Origin of the sequence: Blastococcus sp. DSM 46786 (assembly GCF_900109665.1) — a bacterium.
GTDB lineage: Bacteria > Actinomycetota > Actinomycetes > Mycobacteriales > Geodermatophilaceae > Blastococcus > Blastococcus carthaginiensis.
Genome location: NZ_FOAO01000009.1, coordinates 148,388 through 166,976 on the forward strand (window position 1 = coordinate 148,388; position 18,589 = coordinate 166,976).

Annotated in this window: 16 protein-coding genes and 1 tRNA gene; 3 read left to right on the forward strand and 14 right to left on the reverse strand. The window is 74.7% G+C overall.

All coding sequences use genetic code 11. The features are described from left to right. Positions 1-115: 115 nt before the first annotated feature. The 7 genes from BMW62_RS10325 to BMW62_RS10355 all read right to left on the reverse strand — a co-directional run bounded on the left by BMW62_RS10325 (position 116) and on the right by BMW62_RS10355 (position 7,013). The gene (locus BMW62_RS10325; RefSeq protein WP_091930772.1) at positions 116-1,621 is read right to left on the reverse strand and encodes a sugar transferase; all 1,506 of its coding nucleotides are present in this window, start codon (positions 1,619-1,621) and stop codon (positions 116-118) included. 194 nt (positions 1,622-1,815) lie between these two features. Further along, on the reverse strand, positions 1,816-2,385 hold the full coding sequence (gene pth / locus BMW62_RS10330) for an aminoacyl-tRNA hydrolase (protein ID WP_244523955.1): 570 nt from the start codon (positions 2,383-2,385) through the stop codon (positions 1,816-1,818). Positions 2,386-2,471: 86 nt separating this feature from the next. Then, positions 2,472-3,185 carry a 50S ribosomal protein L25/general stress protein Ctc gene (locus BMW62_RS10335; RefSeq protein ID WP_091930808.1) on the reverse strand — a complete coding sequence of 238 codons (714 nt, stop codon included), beginning with the start codon at positions 3,183-3,185 and terminating at the stop codon, positions 2,472-2,474. Positions 3,186-3,330: 145 nt separating this feature from the next. Next, entirely contained in the window at positions 3,331-4,359 is a 1,029-nt protein-coding gene (gene cysC, locus BMW62_RS10340; RefSeq protein ID WP_211435071.1) for an adenylyl-sulfate kinase, read from the reverse strand. A 47-nt stretch (positions 4,360-4,406) separates the two neighbouring features. Beyond that, complete coding sequence (locus BMW62_RS10345; protein WP_091930775.1) at positions 4,407-5,387, reverse strand: ribose-phosphate diphosphokinase; 981 nt, start codon at positions 5,385-5,387, stop codon at positions 4,407-4,409. Between the two features lie 13 nt (positions 5,388-5,400). Further along, entirely contained in the window at positions 5,401-6,909 is a 1,509-nt protein-coding gene (gene glmU / locus BMW62_RS10350; protein WP_244523948.1) for a bifunctional UDP-N-acetylglucosamine diphosphorylase/glucosamine-1-phosphate N-acetyltransferase GlmU, read from the reverse strand. Positions 6,910-6,940: 31 nt separating this feature from the next. After that, positions 6,941-7,013: transfer RNA gene (locus tag BMW62_RS10355), tRNA-Gln, on the reverse strand. 207 nt (positions 7,014-7,220) lie between these two features. Here BMW62_RS10355 and BMW62_RS10360 point away from each other — a divergent pair. Further along, the gene (locus tag BMW62_RS10360) at positions 7,221-8,213 is read left to right on the forward strand and encodes an acyl-CoA desaturase (RefSeq protein WP_244523949.1); all 993 of its coding nucleotides are present in this window, start codon (positions 7,221-7,223) and stop codon (positions 8,211-8,213) included. Between the two features lie 186 nt (positions 8,214-8,399). On the opposite strand, the gene BMW62_RS10365 is transcribed toward BMW62_RS10360, so the two are convergent. From BMW62_RS10365 to BMW62_RS10395, 7 genes are all read right to left on the reverse strand, one after another. Then, positions 8,400-9,317, reverse strand: coding sequence for a 4-(cytidine 5'-diphospho)-2-C-methyl-D-erythritol kinase (locus BMW62_RS10365; RefSeq protein ID WP_091930777.1), 918 nt, complete (start codon positions 9,315-9,317; stop codon positions 8,400-8,402). Further along, entirely contained in the window at positions 9,314-10,228 is a 915-nt protein-coding gene (gene rsmA / locus BMW62_RS10370; protein ID WP_091930778.1) for a 16S rRNA (adenine(1518)-N(6)/adenine(1519)-N(6))-dimethyltransferase RsmA, read from the reverse strand. The genes BMW62_RS10365 and rsmA overlap by 4 nt, the downstream gene beginning before the upstream one ends. After that, complete coding sequence (locus tag BMW62_RS10375; protein ID WP_091930779.1) at positions 10,185-11,276, reverse strand: resuscitation-promoting factor; 1,092 nt, start codon at positions 11,274-11,276, stop codon at positions 10,185-10,187. The genes rsmA and BMW62_RS10375 overlap by 44 nt, the downstream gene beginning before the upstream one ends. 346 nt (positions 11,277-11,622) lie before the next feature. Next, positions 11,623-12,462: a hypothetical protein gene (locus tag BMW62_RS10380; protein ID WP_244523950.1), complete on the reverse strand. Its 840-nt coding sequence runs from the start codon at positions 12,460-12,462 to the stop codon at positions 11,623-11,625. A 328-nt stretch (positions 12,463-12,790) separates the two neighbouring features. Then, positions 12,791-13,675: a TatD family hydrolase gene (locus BMW62_RS10385; protein ID WP_091930780.1), complete on the reverse strand. Its 885-nt coding sequence runs from the start codon at positions 13,673-13,675 to the stop codon at positions 12,791-12,793. Further along, complete coding sequence (gene metG, locus BMW62_RS10390) at positions 13,672-15,468, reverse strand: methionine--tRNA ligase (RefSeq protein WP_091930781.1); 1,797 nt, start codon at positions 15,466-15,468, stop codon at positions 13,672-13,674. The genes BMW62_RS10385 and metG overlap by 4 nt, the downstream gene beginning before the upstream one ends. Positions 15,469-15,515: 47 nt before the next feature. Then, positions 15,516-16,184 (reverse strand): hypothetical protein, encoded by a 669-nt coding sequence (locus BMW62_RS10395; protein WP_091930782.1) that lies wholly within the window; start codon positions 16,182-16,184, stop codon positions 15,516-15,518. Between the two features lie 175 nt (positions 16,185-16,359). On the opposite strand from BMW62_RS10395, the gene corA reads away from it, so the two are divergent. Both corA and BMW62_RS10405 read left to right on the forward strand, forming a co-directional pair. After that, positions 16,360-17,463 carry a magnesium/cobalt transporter CorA gene (gene corA, locus BMW62_RS10400; RefSeq protein ID WP_091930783.1) on the forward strand — a complete coding sequence of 368 codons (1,104 nt, stop codon included), beginning with the start codon at positions 16,360-16,362 and terminating at the stop codon, positions 17,461-17,463. A gap of 176 nt (positions 17,464-17,639) precedes the next feature. Next, positions 17,640-18,563 carry a DUF559 domain-containing protein gene (locus BMW62_RS10405; protein WP_091930784.1) on the forward strand — a complete coding sequence of 308 codons (924 nt, stop codon included), beginning with the start codon at positions 17,640-17,642 and terminating at the stop codon, positions 18,561-18,563. Positions 18,564-18,589 lie beyond the last annotated feature (26 nt).

The window sequence follows — 18,589 nt, forward strand, 5'->3', positions numbered from 1 at the left end:
CCTGCTCGGTGCCGTCCCGGCGTCCGTCTTCCAGGAGCTTCGCCGAGCGGACGGCCGCGGTGGACCGTTCCGGGGGGTCGCGTGACCCCTGCGGGTGACGCTCGCGAGGGGGAGGTCAGTACGCGCCGGAGCGGGAAAGCACCGCCCGCCCGGTCTTCCAGAGGATCACGGCATCCAGCGCCAGCGACCAGTTCTCCACGTAGCGCAGGTCCAGGCGCACCGACTCCTCCCAGGAGAGGTCGCTGCGGCCGGAGATCTGCCACAGGCCGGTGAGCCCGGGCTTCACCAGCAGCCGCCGGCTCACCGAGGAGTCGTAGCGCGCGACCTCCGCGGGCAGCGGCGGGCGCGGACCGACCAGCGACATGCCGCCACCCAGCACGTTGAGCAGCTGGGGCAGCTCGTCGAGGGAGAGCCGGCGGAGCAGCCGCCCGACGGGGGTGACCCGCGGGTCGGCCCGGATCTTGAACAGCGGGCCGTCGGAGATGTTCTCCGCGCGCAGCTGCTCGAGCTGCCGGTCGGCGTCGATCACCATGCTGCGGAACTTCAGCATCGTGAAGGTGCGCCCGCCGAGACCCACGCGCTCCTGGCGGTAGAGCACCGGCCCGGCGCTGGTGCACCGGACGGCGACGGCGATGACCAGCAGCAGGGGCGAGAGGACGAGCAGCGCCAGCGCCGCGACCGCACGGTCCATGCCACCCTTGACGACGCGCCGCCAGCCCTCGAAGCAGGGCTCCTCCACGGCCAGCAGCGGCAGCCCCTCGAAGGGGCGGATGTGCAGCCGCGGGCCGGCCACCTCGATCAGGCCCGGCGCCACGAGCAGCTCGATGCCGGTGCCCTCGAGCTGCCAGGACAGCCGCCGGAGGTACTGCGCCGCCGTCTCGCTGGCGGAGGTGACGGCGATCGTGTCCGCGTCGTAGGTCCCGGCCAGGAGCAGGACGTCGTCGAGGCCGCCGACGGGCACGCCGGCCCGCTCGGCGACCCGCACGCGGTCGTCCGGGGTGACGGCGGCGGCGACCACCTCCAGGCCGCCGAAGCGCTCGCGCTGCAGCCGCGTGACCAGCTCCAGCACCGCCCCGCCGCGCCCCACGACGACGACCTTCTTGGTGCAGAGCCCCTGCGCCCGCAACCCGCGGAGGCGGGTGCGCGCGGCGTACCGGCCGAGCAGCGTGGCGAGCACCAGGACGGGCAGGGCGGCGACGACGAGCGCGCGGCTCAGCTCGAGCGCGGCGGCGTAGGACAGGAAGCTGGTGGTGCCCAGGAGGAGCAGCCCGGCGCGGCCGACGCGGCGGTACTCGTCGCTCCCGGTGCCGTACACCCGCTCGGAGTAGGCGCCGGTGCACGCGAGCAGGACCGGCCAGGCCGCCACGAGGGCGAGCGCGGCCCAGAAGAGAACCGTGCCCGGCCCGGCCGGGTCGGCGCGGGCGACCAGCACGGTGGCGCCCGCGGCGGCGGCCAGCGCGGTCTCCACCGCGACCAGCGTCCGGCTGTAGGTCCGCACCCAGGCCGGGGCGGCGCGCCGGGCCAGCAGCCGGGCGCGCGGGACCGGGGCAGCGGCGGATCCGCCGGAAGCCCCCGGCAGGATCACCGCTCCCGAGCTCGCCTGGTGGCGGTCCAGCAGCATGCGTTCCCCCGAACGTTACGCACCGTATCCGTCTCGACATGCCGCCGGCCCGGGCGACGGCGGCCGGGCAGCGGCTCCACCGGGGCACGGCGGTGCTGATCGCCAGCAACCCTCACAGCGGGCCGACCGGGCCGTCAACACGGAGCGTCACGCTGTCACCCGATAGGGCCGTGCGGTGTGCCCGTCCGAGGGCGTCAGGTGCGGGGGTGGACCTGGTTCTGCGCGGCCTCCAGGCCGGACGTGAGCAGCAGCTCGGCGGCGTCCGCGGCCTCGACCAGCAGCAGGTCGAGCTCCTTGCGCTCGGTCGCCGAGAAGTCCTTGAGCACGAAGTCGGCGGGGTCCTGCCGGCCGGGGGGCCGGCCGATCCCCACGCGGACCCGCAGGTAGTCCTTGCTGCCGGTCGAGCGGGTGATCGAGCGCAGGCCGTTGTGGCCGCCCTCGCCACCGCCGCGCTTGAGCCGCACGACGCCGAAGTCGATGTCCAGCTCGTCGTGCACGACGACCAGCTGCTCGGCCGGCAGCTTGTGGTAGTCGAGCAGCCCGCGCACCGGGCCGCCGGATTCGTTCATGTAGGTCAGCGGCTGGGCGAGCACGACCCGGCGGCCCGCCAGCCGGCCCTCACCGGAGAGAGCGCGGGCCCGGGCGCCCTTGCCTGGGGCGAGCCGGATCCCGGCCCGCCGCGCCAGCTCCTCGAGGACCATCGCGCCCACGTTGTGCCGGTTGCCGGCGTACGCCGGTCCGGGGTTGCCCAGGCCGGCGACCAGGTAGGGCCCCTCGGGCGGCGGGGACGCCGCAGGGGCGCCGGCGGTGCCGGCGCCCCTGCGGTCCGTGCTCTCGGTCAGCGGATGCCTCAGTCGTCCGTGCTGTTCCCGGCGGCGTCCATCGACTCGCCGCTGCCCTGGTCGAGCGGCTCGGGAACGACATCCCCCTCGCCGGCGCCCTCGGCCGCCTCGTCGGACTCCTCGCGCTCGATGCCGGCCTCGGCCTCGGCCTCGGCGAGCTCGGCCTCCAGGGCCTCGGCCGTGGGCGCGCCCAGGAAGCCGATGACCAGGGCCTCGGGGTCGGTGATCAGCGTGGAGCCCGTGGGCAGCACGAGGTCACCGGCGGTGATGCCCTGCCCGGCCTGGCGGCCGGTGACGTCGACCTCGATGCTCTCGGGCAGCTTGGTCGCGTCCGCCTCGATCGAGACGGTGTTCAGCTGGTGGTTCGGGATCGAGTCCGGCGCGGGCTGCCCGACGATCACGATCGGCACGTCGACGGTGGTCTTCTCGCCGCGGCGGACGACCAGCAGGTCGACGTGCTCGTGCACGCGGGTCAGCGGGTCGCGCTGCACGGCCTTGGTCAGCGCCAGCTGCTCCTTGCCCTCCAGCACGACGGTCAGCAGGACGTTGCTGCCGCCGTTGCGCAGCGCCGCGGCGAACTCGCGGGCCGGCAGGGACAGGTGGACGACGTCCTGGCCGTGCCCGTACAGGACGGCGGGGACGCGGCCGGCGCGCCGGGTGCGGCGGGCGCTGCCCTTGCCGAACTCGGTACGGGTCTCGGCCTCGAGACGGAAGTCAGCCACGGTGGTGTGCTCCTCGGAAGGTGGATCGGTCTGCGGGCCGGCGACCGGGCGCAGCACACCCCACGGGGCACACGCACGTCGATCACGGAGTACGGGTGGACCGTCTCCCTCGCCGGGCAACGGGGAACAGGCTACCCCAGCCCGGTCAGCCGCCGAGCACCGCGTCGAGCACCTGCCGGGCGCACTCGTCCACCGTCCGCCCCGCGGTCTCCACGGTGACCTCCGCGTCCACCGGGACCTCGTAGGGGTCGCTGATGCCGGTGAAGGCGGGGATCTCCCCGCGCCGGGCTCGCGCGTAGAGCCCCTTGCGGTCGCGCGCCTCGCACTCGGCCAGCGACGTGGCCACGTGCACCAGCACGAAGCTGCCCGGCCCGGCCTGCCGCTCGACCTCCCGGCGCACCTCGCTGCGCACCTCGGCGTAGGGGGCGATGGGCGCGCACACCGCGGTGCCGCCGTGCTTGGCGATCTGCGCGGCGACCCAGCCGATCCGCAGCACGTTGGTGTCGCGGTCGGCCCGGGAGAAGCCCAGCCCGGCCGACAGGTGGTGGCGCACCTCGTCGCCGTCGAGCAGGGTGACCGTCCGGCCGGCCTCCACGAGCAGCTCGACCACCCGGGCGGCGATCGTCGACTTCCCGGCGCCGGACAGCCCCGTGCAGAGGACGACGCGCCCCCCGGTCCGGAACCGCCCGTCGCCGGGGTCGTTCCCGAGCAGCTCCGCGCCGTAGGCGGCGGCGAGGTCGGTGGCGGGCACCTCGGGGGCCCCCGGCGTCACCGGCACCGGGAGGACGACGACCTCACGCCCGCCGCTCCGCACGGAACCCCATCCGGCGGCGCGCTGCGCCAGCGCGGCCGAGTCCGGCGGCAACCCGGCCGCGGGCAGCAGCACCAGCACCCGCGACGGCAGGCCGGAGACGTCGGCCGGCGGCGCCCCGACCCAGGCGGCCGGGGACTCCCAGCCCCGATCGTGCAGCCGGGCCGCCACCTCGGCCGGGGCCTCCCAGCGCGGCACCTCGGCGATGGTCAGGTCCTCGCCGTCGGAGGTCGCCACGAGCACGCCCTGGGCGTCCTCGTACTCCTCGGCCGGGGGCAGCTCCGGCGCGGCGTCGACGAGGCCGTAGTGGAAACGGGCGACGGCGGCGACCTGCGCGTCACCGAGTCTGAGGCGGGCCGGCACGCCGGTCATCCTCGCAGGAGGACGGCCCGGCAGCGCGGGCCGGTGCGTCAGCTGGCGCCGTCGAAGAGGCTGGTGACCGAGCCGTCCTCGAAGACCTCCTTGATCGCCCGCGCGAGCAGCGGGGCGATCGAGAGGACGGTGAGCTTGTCGAACTGGCGGGCCGGCTCGATGGGCAGCGTGTTGGTCACGATGACCTCGCTGACCTTGCTGTTGGAGAGCCGCTCGACGGCCGGGCCCGAGAGCACGCCGTGCGTGGCGGTGACGATGACGTCGGCCGCGCCGGCGTCGAAGAGCGTCTCCGCGGCCTTCACGATCGTGCCGCCGGTGTCGATCATGTCGTCGACCAGGATGCAGACCCGGCCCTCGACCTCGCCGACGACGCGGTTGGCGACGACCTCGTTGGCCACCAGCGGGTCGCGGGTCTTGTGGATGAAGGCCAGCGGGGTGCCGCCGAGCTTGTCGCTCCACCGCTCGGAGACGCGGACCCGGCCGGAGTCGGGCGAGACGACGGTGATGTCGCGGTCGCCCCAGCGCTCGCAGACGTGCTTGACGAGCAGGTCGAGGGCGAAGAGGTGGTCGACCGGGCCGTCGAAGAAGCCCTGGATCTGGGCGGTGTGCAGGTCGACGGTCATCAGCCGGTCGGCGCCCGCGGTCTTGAACATGTCGGCGACCAGGCGGGCCGAGATCGGCTCGCGGCCGCGGTGCTTCTTGTCCTGCCGGGCGTAGGGGAAGAACGGCGCGACGACGGTGATCCGCTTGGCCGAGGCGCGCTTGAGCGCATCGACCATGATCAGCTGCTCCATGAGCCAGGTGTTGATCGGCGCGGTGTGGCTCTGCACCACGAAGGCGTCGCAGCCGCGTACCGACTCCTCGAAGCGCACGAACAGCTCGCCGTTGGCGAACTCGTAGGCGGCGGTCGGGGTGGGCGTCACGCCCAGGTGACCGGCGATCTCGTCGGCCAGCGCGGGGTAGGCCCGGCCGGAGAAGAGCATCATGCTCTTGTTCGTCGTCTGCCGGATCGCACTCATCGGCTCGCTGTCCCTAGCTGTCGTGGGCCGCACGGGAGGACTCGGACGGGTCCGCCCCGGGTGCCTCGGTCCGGCCCTCGGCCGCTGCCGCGGCCTCCGCAGCGGGCGTTCCGGACCGTCGGCGACGCACCCAGCCTGCCACATTCCGCTGGGGTGCCCGCGCGACGGCCATGGCCCCGGGGGGCACGTCGGAGGTGATCACCGACCCCGCCGCGGTGTAGGCGCCGTCCCCCACGGTGACCGGCGCCACGAACATGTTGTCGGCCCCGGTGCGCGCGTGCTCCCCGATGGTGGTGCGGTGCTTGGCCACGCCGTCGTAGTTCACGAACACCGTGGCCGCCCCGATGTTGGTGCCGCGGCCGATCGTCGCGTCGCCCACGTAGGACAGGTGCGGGATCTTCGCTCCCTCTCCGACCTGCGCGTTCTTGGTCTCCACGAAGGTGCCGACCTTCGCCCCGGCGCCGAGGTCGGTGCCCGGGCGCAGGTAGGCGAACGGGCCGACGGAGACCTGCGCCCCGATCCGCGCGCCCACCGCGTGCGCCCGCACCACGGTGGCCCCCTCCCCCACCTCGGTGTCCTCCAGCGTGGTGTCCGGGCCCACGTGGGCAGCGTCACCCACCGAGGTTCCCCCGCGGAGGTGGGTGCCGGGCTCCAGGACGGCGTCCCGCCCCACCGTCGCGGTGACGTCGACCCACGTGGTGAGGGGGTCGACGACGGTGACGCCGCTGCGCATGAGCCCGTCGAGCACGCGATCGTTGAGGGTGCGGCGGCGGGCGGCGAGCTCCACGCGGTCGTTGCAGCCGAGGACGTCGTCGGGGTCCTCGGCGCGGACCGCGGCCGTCGGCGCCCCGCCGTCGACCAGCGGCGCGAGCGCGTCGGTCAGGTACTGCTCGCCCTGCGCGTTCGACCTCCCGAGACCGGCCAGGACCCGGCGCAGGGTGCCGGCGTCCGCGACGTAGACGCCGGCGTTGACCTCGCGGAGGGCGCGCTGCTCGTCGGTCGCGTCCCGCTCCTCGACGATGGCCTGCGGGGCGCCGCGGTCGTCGCGGACGATCCGGCCCAGGCCCGTGGGGTCCTCGACCTCGGCGGTGAGGACGGTGAAGACGCTGCCGGCGGCGTCGTGGGCGGCCACGAGCCCGGTCAGCGTCCGGCTGGTCAGCAGCGGCGAGTCCCCGTTGACGACGAGCACCGAGCCTTCGAGATCCGGCACGGCGGCCAGGGCGACCTCGGCCGCGTGGCCGGAACCGAGCTGCTCCTCCTGCACGACCGCCAGGGTCTCGGGCGCGACCTGCGCCAGGTGGGCCGCCACCTGGTCGCGGCCGGAGCCGACGACGACGACGGTCCGGCCCGCCGCCAGCGGCGCGGCCGCGGCGAGGACGTGCCCGAGCATGCTGCGCCCGCCCAGCGGGTGCAGCACCTTGGGGGTCGACGAGCGCATCCGGGTGCCCTGCCCGGCGGCCAGGACCACGACGGCCGCCACCGTCGGCGCGTCGGGGGCGGGGACCGGCTGCGGGTGGGTCACGGAACTCCTCGGGCGGCGTCGGCGGGTTGCGCTGGGGGACTCGGACTCGAACCGAGACTTCCCGGCTCCAAAGGCCGGCGGGCTGCCGATTACCCCATCCCCCATCCCCGGGCCGGTGCGGGCCCGGGAGGCGCCGGGTGGAGCGGCGCCCGTCGCGAGCCTAGGGCCCCGCCGGTGCCGCGGGCACGCGCGCGGGCGCCGATGTCGCCGCGGCCCGCTCGCCGCCTCCCCCGCGGTGGCGTACGTTACGGCCACGCAGCCGGGCCCAGCGCGCACCGGCCGAACCCCCCACCGGTCGCCTCGGAGGCCCCTTGTCCGCTCCTGCCCGCACCCGGCCCATGGCTCCCCCGCGCCCCGCGGACCCGCACGCCGGGCTCCCGGCCCACGCGATCGGCCGGCGCAAGAGCGTCCTGGAGATCGTCACCCTCTACGTCTTCGTGGTGGTGCCCTTCCTCGCCCTGGCCGCGGTCGTCCCGGCCGTGTGGGGCTGGGGTCTCTCCTGGCTCGACGTGGGCCTGGCGGTCGGCTTCTACTTCGCCACCCTCCTCGGCGTGACGGTGGGCTACCACCGCTACTTCACGCACGGCTCGTTCAAGGCGAAGCGGCCGCTGCGGCTCGCGCTCGCCGTGGCCGGCTCCATGGCCATCCAGGGGCCGGTGGTGCAGTGGGTGGCCGACCACCGGCGCCACCACGCCTTCTCCGACCGCGAGGGCGACCCGCACTCGCCGTGGCGCTACGGCACCGGCGCCGGCGCCCTGCTCAAGGGCATGTTCCACGCGCACCTGGGCTGGCTGTTCGAGCGCCGCAAGACCAACGCCGAGCGCTACGCGCCCGACCTGCTCAAGGACCCCGCGCTGGTCATGACCGGCCGGCTGTTCATCGTCTGGGCGGCGGTCAGCGTGTTCCTGCCCGCGCTCATCGGCGGCGTGGTCACCGGCACCTGGGCCGGGGCCTGGTCGGCCTTCTTCTGGGCGGGTCTGGTGCGCATCGCGCTGCTGCACCACGTCACCTGGTCGATCAACTCGGTCTGCCACGTGGTCGGCGACCGCCCGTTCGTCTCCCCCGGCCGCGACCGCGCCACGAACTTCTGGCCCCTGGCGATCCTCAGCGCGGGCGAGTCGTGGCACAACCTGCACCACGCCGACCCGACCTGCGCCCGCCACGGCGTGCTGCGCGGCCAGATCGACATCAGCGCCCGGGTGATCTGGGCGTTCGAGAAGCTCGGCTGGGCCTGGAACGTGAAGTGGCCCGACCCGGTTCGGCTGGCGGCCAAGCGCCGCGTGCCCGCGGCGACCGGCAGCTGACCCCCCGCCCCTGCCCGTGCAGGACCACGCGGGCAGGGATGTGGGACAGCCGGGAGCGAGCCGACGCTCGGACCTGCGCGCCCTTTCAGCACGCCGGGCGCCCGGATGGTGTGCGCTGGCGCCCCCTTTCACGGGAGAAAGCGGGCGCCCGCGCACACCATCGGACGAGTGCGGGCTCGGGCACCGTCAGCTGACGGGCCGGGCCCCCGGGACGGGGCCGCTGACCGCTCGCACGGTGCGGAAGACCCCGACGCCGGCCAGCTCCGCGGCGAGCCGGACGGCGGAGTCCTCGTCGGCCGCGAGCGCTGCCACGGTGGGACCCGAGCCGCTCACCAGGGCGGCGCGGGCACCGGCGTCCTCGGCCGCGCGCAGCGCCCGGCGCAGATCGGGCCGGAGGGCCAGCGCAGCCGGCTGCAGGTCGTTGGCGAGGGCGGCGGCGAGCTCCGTGGTGGAGCCGGTGCGCAGGGCGGCCAGCACCGGCTCGGCCGGGGTCGGCCCGGTCACGTCCGGCACCCGGCCGTCGGCCCGCATCCGGTCCAGCTCCCCGTAGACGGCGGGCGTGGAGAGCCCCTCGCCGGCGATGCCGAGCACCCAGTGCCACCGCCCGGCCGCCAGCACCGGGGAGACCTGCTCGCCCCGGCCGGTGCCGAGGGCGACCCCGCCGACGAGGCCGAACGGGACGTCGCTGCCGAGGTCGGCGGCCAACCGCAGCAGGTCCTCCCGCCCGGCGCGGGTGCCCCACAGCGTGTCCAGCGCGACGAGGGTCGCCGCGGCGTCGGCGCTGCCCCCGGCCAGCCCGGCGGCGACCGGGATGCTCTTGGCCACCTCGAGGTCGGCGTCGGCGCGGACGCCCGCGTGCCGGGCGAGCAGTTCCGCGGCCCGCCAGACCAGGTTGGTGCGGTCGGCGGGCACCAGGCCGGGGCCGTCAGCACCCTCGCCGCTCATCCGCAGCGACAGGCCCTCCCCCGGCCGCGCCGTGACGGTGTCGTGCAGCGACACCGCGAGGTAGACGGTGTGCAGCGCGTGGAAGCCGTCCGCTCGCAGCGGGCCGACGCCCAGGTGCACGTTGATCTTCGCCGGCGCCCGGACCACCACGTCGCTCACGGCTGCACCGCCTCGGTGGCGGCCAGGCGGGCGAAGTCGGTGACCGAGAGCTGCTCCCCGCGGGCGGTGGGCTCGATGCCGGCGGCGCGCAGGCGTCCCTCGGCGGCGGCGGGGCTGCCCGCCCACCGCGCCAGCGCGGCGCGCAAGCCCTTGCGGCGCATGCCGAAGGCGGCGTCCACGGCGGCGAAGGTCGCGAGCCGGTCCCCCGGTGGCGGCGGCCGGCGGACGAGGGCGACCAGGCCGGAGTCGACGTTGGGCTCCGGCCAGAAGACCCGGCGCCCGACGTTGCCGGCCCGGCGCACCTCGCCGTACCAGGCCGCCTTGACCGAGGGCACCCCGTAGGCGGGCGTCCCCGGCGCGGCGGCCAGCCGCTCGGCCACCTCGGCCTGCACGAGCACCAGCGCCCGGTCCAGCGTGGGCAGCAGCTCGAGCAGGTGCAGCAGCACCGGGACGGCGACGTTGTAGGGCAGGTTGGCCACCAGCGCGGTGGGTGGCGGCCCCGGCAGCTCGCGGATCCGCAGCGCGTCGTCCCGCACCACGGTGAGCCGGTCGGCGAGGTCGGGCCGGCGGGCGGCGACGGTGGCGGGCAGCAGCTCGGCCAGCCGCGGGTCGATCTCCACCGCCGTCACGTGGGCGACGGCCGGCAGCAGCCCGAGGGTGAGCGAGCCCAGCCCGGGCCCCACCTCGAGCACGACGTCGTCCGGCCGCAGGTCGGCGGTGCGCACGATCCGCCGGATGGTGTTCGCGTCGTGCAGGAAGTTCTGCCCGAGCGTCTTGGTGGGACGCAGGTCCAGCTGCTGGGCCAGCTCGCGGATCGCGGCCGGGCCCAGCAGCCCGTCGGCCTGTTCGGGTTCGGTGCTCAGCGGATCAGTTGAACAGGCGCGGGCCGCAGTGCGGCCACTGGCCGGCACCGGAGCGCTGGTACAGCAGCTGGGCGCGGTAGGTCTGCTCGTCGGCCGAGGCGGCAGCGGGGTCACCGGTGCCGCCGACGGAGTTCCAGGTGGCCTGCGAGAACTGGTACATGCCGCGGTACTTACCGGTCCCGCTGACCGCGTTCGGGCGGCCGCCGGACTCGCACGCCGCCAGGGCGGCCCAGTTGAGGCCGTCGGCGGACGGGCTGTTCGTCGGGCGCGCCTTGGTGCCCACCACGACCTGCTCGTCGACCGGCTCGCGGGTGACCGAACTGGACAGCGTCTCGCGGCTGGTCTCGGCCCCGTCGACGACGGTCACGCGGTAGGTGGTGGTCTGCTCGCCGTCGACACCGGGCACGGTGACCGTCTCGTCGCCCTGGAACGCCTCGGCGTCCTGGGTCTCGACCCGCCCGTGCGGCACCGGGGTGGTCTCGGTGACGTCGGAGACCTGCACGCGGTACACCTGCAGGCGCATCCGGTTCAGCAGCGCCTGCTCCAGCCGCAGGCTCGTGCGGTCGGTCTCGCTGAGCGCGATGCCCTGCTCGGCGAGCAGGTCGCCGGCCGTGGCGGCGGTCGTCGTGACCACGCGCTCCTGGCCGTCGGCGACGAGCACGACGTCCTTGGGCGTGGTGATGCTCAGCCGCATGCCCTCCAGCGGCAGGCGCTCGCTGCGGCTGGCCGAGACGACCAGGCCGTCGGTGCGGAAGCCGAGCTGCTCCAGCGCCTCCTCGACCGACAGCGCCGTCACCTGCACCTCGCGGGAGACCCCGTCGACGGTGAGCTCCAGCGGCCGCGCCCGGGTGAGGACGACGGCGTCGCCGTCGGCCACCGCCTGGTCGGGCGCCGGCAGGACGACGTCGTGCGCGGTGACGGTGAGCCCCTCCTCCTCGAGCACCTCGGCCACCGTGCCGGCGTAGGTGCCGACGTCCCGGGTCTGACCGTCCACGGTCAGCGAGACGGACTTCTGGGCGAGGAAGAAGGCCAGCGTCCCGCCCACCAGTCCGAGCAGGACGAGGGCGAAGAGGCTGAGCTGCAGGGAGCGGCGCACGACACTTCCAGGGGTCACAGAACCCGGGCAGGAGAGCGGCGGGACCGCCGGAGCGGCCCGGTCGCGTCGGCGGCTCGGGCGGCTGCGGCCGGGTTCCCCCGGCGCGGCCTCACCCGGGTCGTCACTCCACCCCGGCTGTCGGTCACGACACGATAACGAACACTCTGCGCGTGCAATGGTGCACGAACGAGTGAAGCAGAGCCCGCCCGCTGCGCAGTGTCGACTCGCCGACACGTGGAGTCATGGCCACGCCGAGGTCGGCCGCCTGCGGCGACGCCGGCCCACCCGGACGGTCGTGACCAAGGGCACGGCGTGACCGAGGCCCGGACGGGCTGCGGCCGTGGGTTCAGCCGGCCAGCGCGGGGGTGCTGGAGGGCACCGGCCGCAGCCAGCTCAGCAGGAACGCGGCGACCGCGACGCCGGCGGCCAGCGCCGAGAACCCCCCGGCCACGAAGGCGACCGGCAGCACGTCGAAGCCCTCGCCGACCCGTTCGCCGAGGTCGAGCCCCACCCGCAGCAGCAGCGAGCCGAGCGGGAGGAGGGCGCTCACGCTCGCGGCCGCGACGACGAGGTGCGCCGACCACGTGCGCAGCGCCTCGTCGACGGGCACGTCCGCGCCGTCGGCGGGCAGCGGGCGGAGCAGGGCGCGCAGCAGCGCCGCCTCGGCCAGCAGCCACGCCGCCAGCGGCACGGCCACCAGCGCCCAGGCCACCGGACCGTCGAGGTCGCCCGAGGACCACGACCACCCGGCCAGCACGAGCTCGGCGGCGACCACCGCGCGCATGGTCCACACCAGCCAGCCGGAGATCTGCTCGCCCTGGCGCGGGCGGCGCGCCGGCGCACTCAGCTGCCAGCGCGGCCGCTGCCGGGTGACCTCGGCGAGCAGGACGCCCGCCAGCGATCCCAGCACGAGCAGCGGTACCCAGAGGAACACCGACGCCTCGGCGAACGCCACCACGCTGGCCACGACCCCGGCGATGCCCAGCAGCAGGCCCAGCCGCCGCCAGCGCCGGCCGTGCAGCGCCTGCCGCTGCAGCGTCGCCGTCCCCTCGGGGGTCGGGGTGGCCAGCTCCACCGCCGCCCCGGCGACCGCGCGCCGCCCCGCTGCGAGCCCCCAGGCGCGGGCCAGCAGCACGCCCGGCACCAGCAGAGCGACGAAGAGCACGACGGCGATGAGACGACCCACGAGAACATTGTCCTCCTCCGGAGGACACCGCGGCCATCACATCGCGATCCTCCGGATCGCACCGCGGCCAGGAGCCGTCCCGACCTCGGCGGAGCCGCTGCCCGTATCCCCGTCGGGGAGCCTCCGGCCCCCGCGACGGGTCCACCCGCTGCGCGGGGGTGACTCTTGTCGTCGCTCGGGAGCCCTCCGGGCCCCCGCTCGTCACGACACCGCTACCCGAGTGTGGTCCGCCCGGAGCGGGGGCCGGAGGCTGCCCGACGGACGGACGGACACGCTCAGCGCAACAGAGGGCGGCTCCTGGGCGCGGTGTCGTCCGGAGGACGACAGATCACGGAGCCCAGGGGCCGAAGACGCGCTCGGCGGTGGTGGTGAGCGCGCCGCAGAGCTGCGCGAGGTCAGTCCCGGTCACCTCGGCGAGGGCGCGCACGGTGTGCGGTACCAACCGCGAGGCGTTCGGCCGGCCCCGCAGCGGGGCCGGGGTGAGGAAGGGCGCGTCGGTCTCCACGAGCAGCTGCTCCAGCGGGGTCAGCGCCGCGGCCTCCCGCAGGTAGCCGGCATTGCCGAACGTCACCGTGCCGGCGAACGAGAGCACGAACCCCCGCTCCACGCAGGCCCGCGCGAACGCCGCGTCACCGGAGAAGCAGTGCATGACGACGTGCTCGGGCGCTCCCTCGTCGTCGACGACCCGCAGCACGTCGGCGTGCGCATCCCGGTCGTGGATGACCAGCGCCACCCCGTGCCGCTTCGCGATGCGGATGTGCTCGCGGAACGAGGCCTCCTGCGCCGCCCAGCCCTCAGGCCCGGTGCGGTACCGGTCCAGCCCCGTCTCCCCCACCGCCCGCACCCGCGGCAGCGCCGCCAGCCGGTCGATCTCGGCCAGGGCGTCGTCGTCGGCCTCCCCGGCGCCGGCCTCGTTCGGGTGCACGGCCACCGCGGCGAGGACGTTCGGGTGCCGGGCGGCCAGCTCCGCGGACCACCGGGAGGAGACGACGTCGACACCGACCTGCACCAGCCGCGGCACGTTCACGGCCACCGCGACGGCGATCTCGGCGTCGACGTCCTCCGCCGACGACGTCGGGCCGCCGTCGGGCCGGAAGCCGTCGAGCACGATGTCGAGGTGGGTGTGGCTGTCGACCGCCGGCGCCGGCAGCGGCTCCGGGGACGGCGGCGGATCGCCCCGCCGGTTCGCGCGGGATGCGGCGCTCCGGCTCATTCCCCTTCTTCCAGCCGCCGGAGTTCCTCCTCGACCACCGAGTCGTCGAGCTTCTTGAAGATCGGCGTCGGCGGGGCCAGCGGCGTGCCCGACGGCGGGAGCGGCGTCGAGCCCCAGCCGGCCTGCCCCTGGTCGTAGTCGCCGGTGATGATCGGGTACGGCGAGCCGTCGTCGAGGTCGGTGACCTCCTCGATCCGCGGGGCCACCGACCACACGCCCTCACCGCCGAGCAGCTCGTGCACCTGCTGCGCCGAGTGCGGGAGGAACGGGGTGAGCAGCGCGTTGCAGTCCTTGATCGCCTGCAGGGCGGTGTGCAGCACGGTGTCCCGGCGGGCCGGGTCCTCCTTGAGCTTCCACGGCGCCTGGTCCGACAGGTACTTGTTCGCCTCGGCGACGACCCGCATCGCCTCGCCGATGGCCGCCTTCTGCCGGTTGCGCGAGAGCAGCTCCCCGACCGGTGTGAAGGCGCCGGCCGTCGTGGCCAGCAGCGCGCGGTCGGCGTCGGTGAGCTCGCCGGCGGTCGGGACGGCGCCCACGTTCTTCGCCGCCATGGAGATGGTCCGGTTGACCAGGTTGCCCCAGCCGGCGACCAGCTCGTCGTTGTTGCGGCGCAGGAACTCCGCCCAGGTGAAGTCGGTGTCCTGGTTCTCCGGCCCGGCGACGGCGATGAAGTAGCGCAGCGCGTCGGCGTCGTAGCGGGCGAGGAAGTCCCGCACGTAGATGACCACGTTGCGCGAGGAGGAGAACTTCCGCCCCTCCATCGTCAGGAACTCGCTGGAGACCACCTCGGTCGGCAGGTTGAGCCGGCCGAGGGAGCCGGGCGTCCCGCCCTTGTCGCCCTCGCCGTCGTAGCCGAGCAGCTGGGCCGGCCAGATCTCGGAGTGGAAGACGATGTTGTCCTTGCCCATGAAGTAGTAGGCGTCGGCGTCCGGCGTCTGCCACCACTGCCGCCACGCGTCCGGGTCCCCGGAGCGGCGGGCCCACTCGATCGAGGCCGACAGGTACCCCACGACGGCGTCGAACCAGACGTAGATGCGCTTGTCGGGCCGGTCCCGCCAGCCGTCGAGCGGCACCGGCACACCCCAGTCGATGTCGCGGGTGTAGCTGCGCGGCTTGAGGTCCTCGAGCAGGTTGACGCTGAAGTTCAGGACGTTGGGCCGCCAGCTCTTGCGGGTGGCCAGCCAGTCGCCCAGGGCGCGGGTGAAGGCGGGCAGGTCGAGGAAGTAGTGCTCCTCCTCGACGAACTTCGGCGTCTCACCGTTGATCTTGCTGACCGGGTTGATCAGGTCGACCGGGTCCAGCTGGTTGCCGCAGTTGTCGCACTGGTCGCCGCGGGCGCCGTCGTAGCCGCAGATCGGGCAGGTGCCCTCGATGTAGCGGTCGGGCAGGGTACGACCGGTCGACGGGCTGATCGCGCCGAGCGTCGTCTTCGGGAAGACATACCCGTTCTTGAGCAGCCCGAGGAAGATCTCCTGGCTGATCTGCGCGTGGTTCGCCGTCGTCGTCCTGGTGAACAGGTCGTAGGAGAGCCCCAGGGACTGCAGGTCGCCCACGATGATCCGGTTGTTCCGGTCGGCGATCTGCCGGGGCGTGATCCCCTCGGCGTCGGCCGCGACCGTGATCGGGGTGCCGTGCTCGTCCGTGCCGCTCACCATGAGCACCCGGTCACCGGCCATCCGGTGGTAACGGCTGAAGACGTCGGAGGGGACGCCGAAGCCGGAGACGTGGCCGATGTGCCGCGGGCCGTTGGCGTAGGGCCACGCGACGGCGGTCAGGATGTGCCGATCACTCACGTGGAGAGACTAGGCCGACGGTCCGGACCGGTCCTCCGGCAACCCGCCTACGGCTGGGAGACGACGCCGGCGACCGGGCCGACCGGATCGCCCCCGACCGGGTTCAGCACGGCGAAGCCGCCCAGGAGGAGGGCGATGCACCCGAGGGTGAGGGCGCACAGCGAGCGGTGCACGACCACCGGGTCGGGGCGGTGCTCGCGGACCCGCGGTCCCTGCAGCACCCAGGCGCGGGCGGACGGCGCGTCCACGAGCAGCAGCTTGCCGATCGGTAGGGCGAAGGCGGCCGCGAACAGCAGCGGCAGCGGCAGCCCGCCGGTGAGCGCGGTCGGCAGGGGCAGCAGGACGGCGGAGCCACCCAGCACCGACACGGCGGCCAGCTCGACGACCGAGGTGAGCACGAGGAGGGTCCGGGTGGAGCCGTCGAGCAGCGCCGCACCGGCACCCGCGGTGAGCACGATCCAGCCGGCCAGCAGGAGCAGCGAGACGGCGACGACCCAGCCGGGCGGGCGCACCGGGGACGCCAGTACGACGTCGGCCCGGGCCAGCCCGAGGGCGAGCAGGCCGACGGCCTCCAGCACGGAGAGCACACCGGCGGCCAGGGCGGGTGCCGGGATGCGGCGCAGCGCGCCGGAGGCCGGCACCTCGGGAGCGACCCGCTCCGGGCGGAGGGAGGACGACCCGACGGTGCCGCGGACGTCGAGGACGGTGCTCGCCACGAAGGATCTCTCCCTGACCGGTCGGGGGTGTCTCCTGTCCCGACGGCCGGTCCGGGCGGCGGCTGGAGCACCGTCCCGGCCGCCTCACCCCATGGGGTGGGACGGCCGCGGCGGACCCGGGGGCGCCTACGCTGCTGGTCCCGGACGACGACCCGCGAGGAAGGCGGCACCCGCGATGACCACCCGGGAGGAGCCCCCGGCCGCGCCCCTCGGCCCGCGCATCCCGCCGACGCTGCGCCCGCAGCCGGCCGGCCCGCAGCAGCGCCGCGCCACGCGCCGCCCCGCCGAGGGCGCCGTCGTCGACTGCGCGGTCTACGTCGGCGGGGAGCGGCAGGAGGCCGTGGCCCCCGACGACGCGCTGCGCGTTGCCGAGGAGCGCGACGGCTTCGTGTGGCTGGGGCTCTACTCGCCGAGCGAGGAGGAGCTGGGCGCGATCGCCGCGCGCTACGACCTGCACCCGCTCGCGGTGGAGGACGCCGTCTTCGCCCACCAGCGCCCCAAGCTCGAGCCCTACGACGACGCGCTGTTCATGGTCCTGAAGACGGCGACGTACGTGGAGCACGAGGAGCTCACCGCCACCAGCGAGGTCGTGGACACCGGCGAGGTGATGATCTTCCTCGGTCCCCGGTACGTGATCACGGTGCGGCACGGCGAGCACGGCGGGCTCACCGGGCTCCGGCAGCGGCTGGAGGAGCAGCGCGACCTGCTGTGCCTGGGCCCGTCGGCGGTGCTCTACGCGGTCGCCGACCTCGTCGTCGACACGTTCGTGGAAGTGGCCGCGGCCGTCGAGGAGGACGTCGAGGAGCTCGAGGCGTCGGTGTTCAGCCCGGAGCGCACCGACGACATCGGGCGGCTCTACCAGCTCAAGCGGGAGCTGATGGCGCTGCGGCGGGCGGTCTCCCCGCTGGAGGTCCCGCTGCAGAAGCTCGCCGAGCGGCCGGTCGACGTCGTCCCGGATGCGATGCGCTCCTACTTCCGCGACGTGCTCGACCACGCCATCCGCGTGCGGGACCAGGTCGGCGGGCTGGACGAGCTGCTGACCTCGATCCTGCAGGCATCGCTGGCGCGCACGACGATGGCCGACAACGAGGACATGCGGAAGATCTCGGCCTACGCCGGCATCATCGCCGTCCCCACCGCCATCGCCGGCATCTACGGGATGAACTTCGAGCACATGCCCGAGCTGGAGTGGCGGTACGGCTACCCGCTGGTGCTGCTGGTGATCCTCGGCGCCATCGTGCTGCTGTACCGCGGCTTCAAGCGCAACGGCTGGCTCTAGATCCGCGCTCGGCCACGCCGGGCCAGGGTCACCCCGAGGCATAGGAAGCTTTACCTGCGTCTCGAGGGCCCAATGCGCCGGTAAAGCTTCCTATGCCTCCAAGGGGTCGAGCTCCTGGGCCGCTGGTTGTCCACAGGCCCCCGCATCGCCACCGCCGACCACGGCACCCTTCCCGCGTGGACTGGCGACAGGTGATCCGCGTGGCGATGCAGCTCAACCACGGTCTGGCGACCAGGAGGCAGCTGCTCGAGCACGTGCCGAGCGTCGTCCTGGACGGGCACATCGGTCGGCGCAACCTCGTCCGCGTCTTCCCCCACGTGTACCGCCTACGCGAGGCGGCGGAGGACGACGTGACGCTCCTCCGGGCAGCCCTGCTGCACGTCGGACCGCCGGCTGCACTCAGCCACACCACCGCCCTGGCCGTGTGGGGCGTCCGCCGGCTCGAGCGCCCGCTGCACGCCACGGTCGACCAGGGCATCAGGCGAGCAGGGGCACCTGACCTCCGCGTCCACCGCAGACTCCGCTTCGACCCCGATTCCGACCAGTGCGTGGAACGGCTCGGCGTGAGGGTGACCGCCCTCGCGCGCAGCCTGGTCGACTCGTGGCCCCTGCTCCCTCCGGCCGAACGTCGTCCGCTGGCACTGGACGTCGCCCGCCGGCGGTTGGTCACGGCCGGTCAGCTGGGCGAGGCCCTGTCCGAGCGCCCCAACGTCGCGGGACGCCGCAGCCTCCGCCAGACCATCGACCTCATTGCGGACGGTTGCCAGAGCGAACTCGAGGCCATGGGGGTCCTGCACGTCTTCCGGCACCGGTCCATGCCCCCGAGCGTCGGCCAGTACCGCATCGAGCTGCCGACCGGCGGCATCCGGCTCGACCGCGCCTGGCCGGAGGTCAAGCTCGCCGTGGAACTCGACGGAGCCCAGCACCACACCTCCCCCGAGGACCGGCGCCGGGATCTGGCTCGCGACAGCGCGCTCGCCGCACTGGGCTGGGTGGTCCTCCGGTTCACCTACGCCGACGTGCTGCGCGACCCGGACGAGGTGAGGGCGCGCGTGCTCGCGGCCTACCGGACCCGGATGGCGCAGCTACGAGTCGGCTGACCCGTGGGCATTGGAGGCTTTACGTG

Bases quoted from the DNA above. Each gene is read 5' to 3' on its own strand.
- corA (WP_091930783.1), top strand. From the start codon at position 16,360: ATGACCACCCGGGAGGAGCCCCCGGCCGCGCCCCTCGGCCCGCGCATC.
- BMW62_RS10345 (WP_091930775.1), bottom strand. From the start codon at position 5,387: ATGAGTGCGATCCGGCAGACGACGAACAAGAGCATGATGCTCTTCTCC.
- BMW62_RS10325 (WP_091930772.1), bottom strand. From the start codon at position 1,621: ATGCTGCTGGACCGCCACCAGGCGAGCTCGGGAGCGGTGATCCTGCCG.
- BMW62_RS10385 (WP_091930780.1), bottom strand. From the start codon at position 13,675: ATGAGCCGGAGCGCCGCATCCCGCGCGAACCGGCGGGGCGATCCGCCG.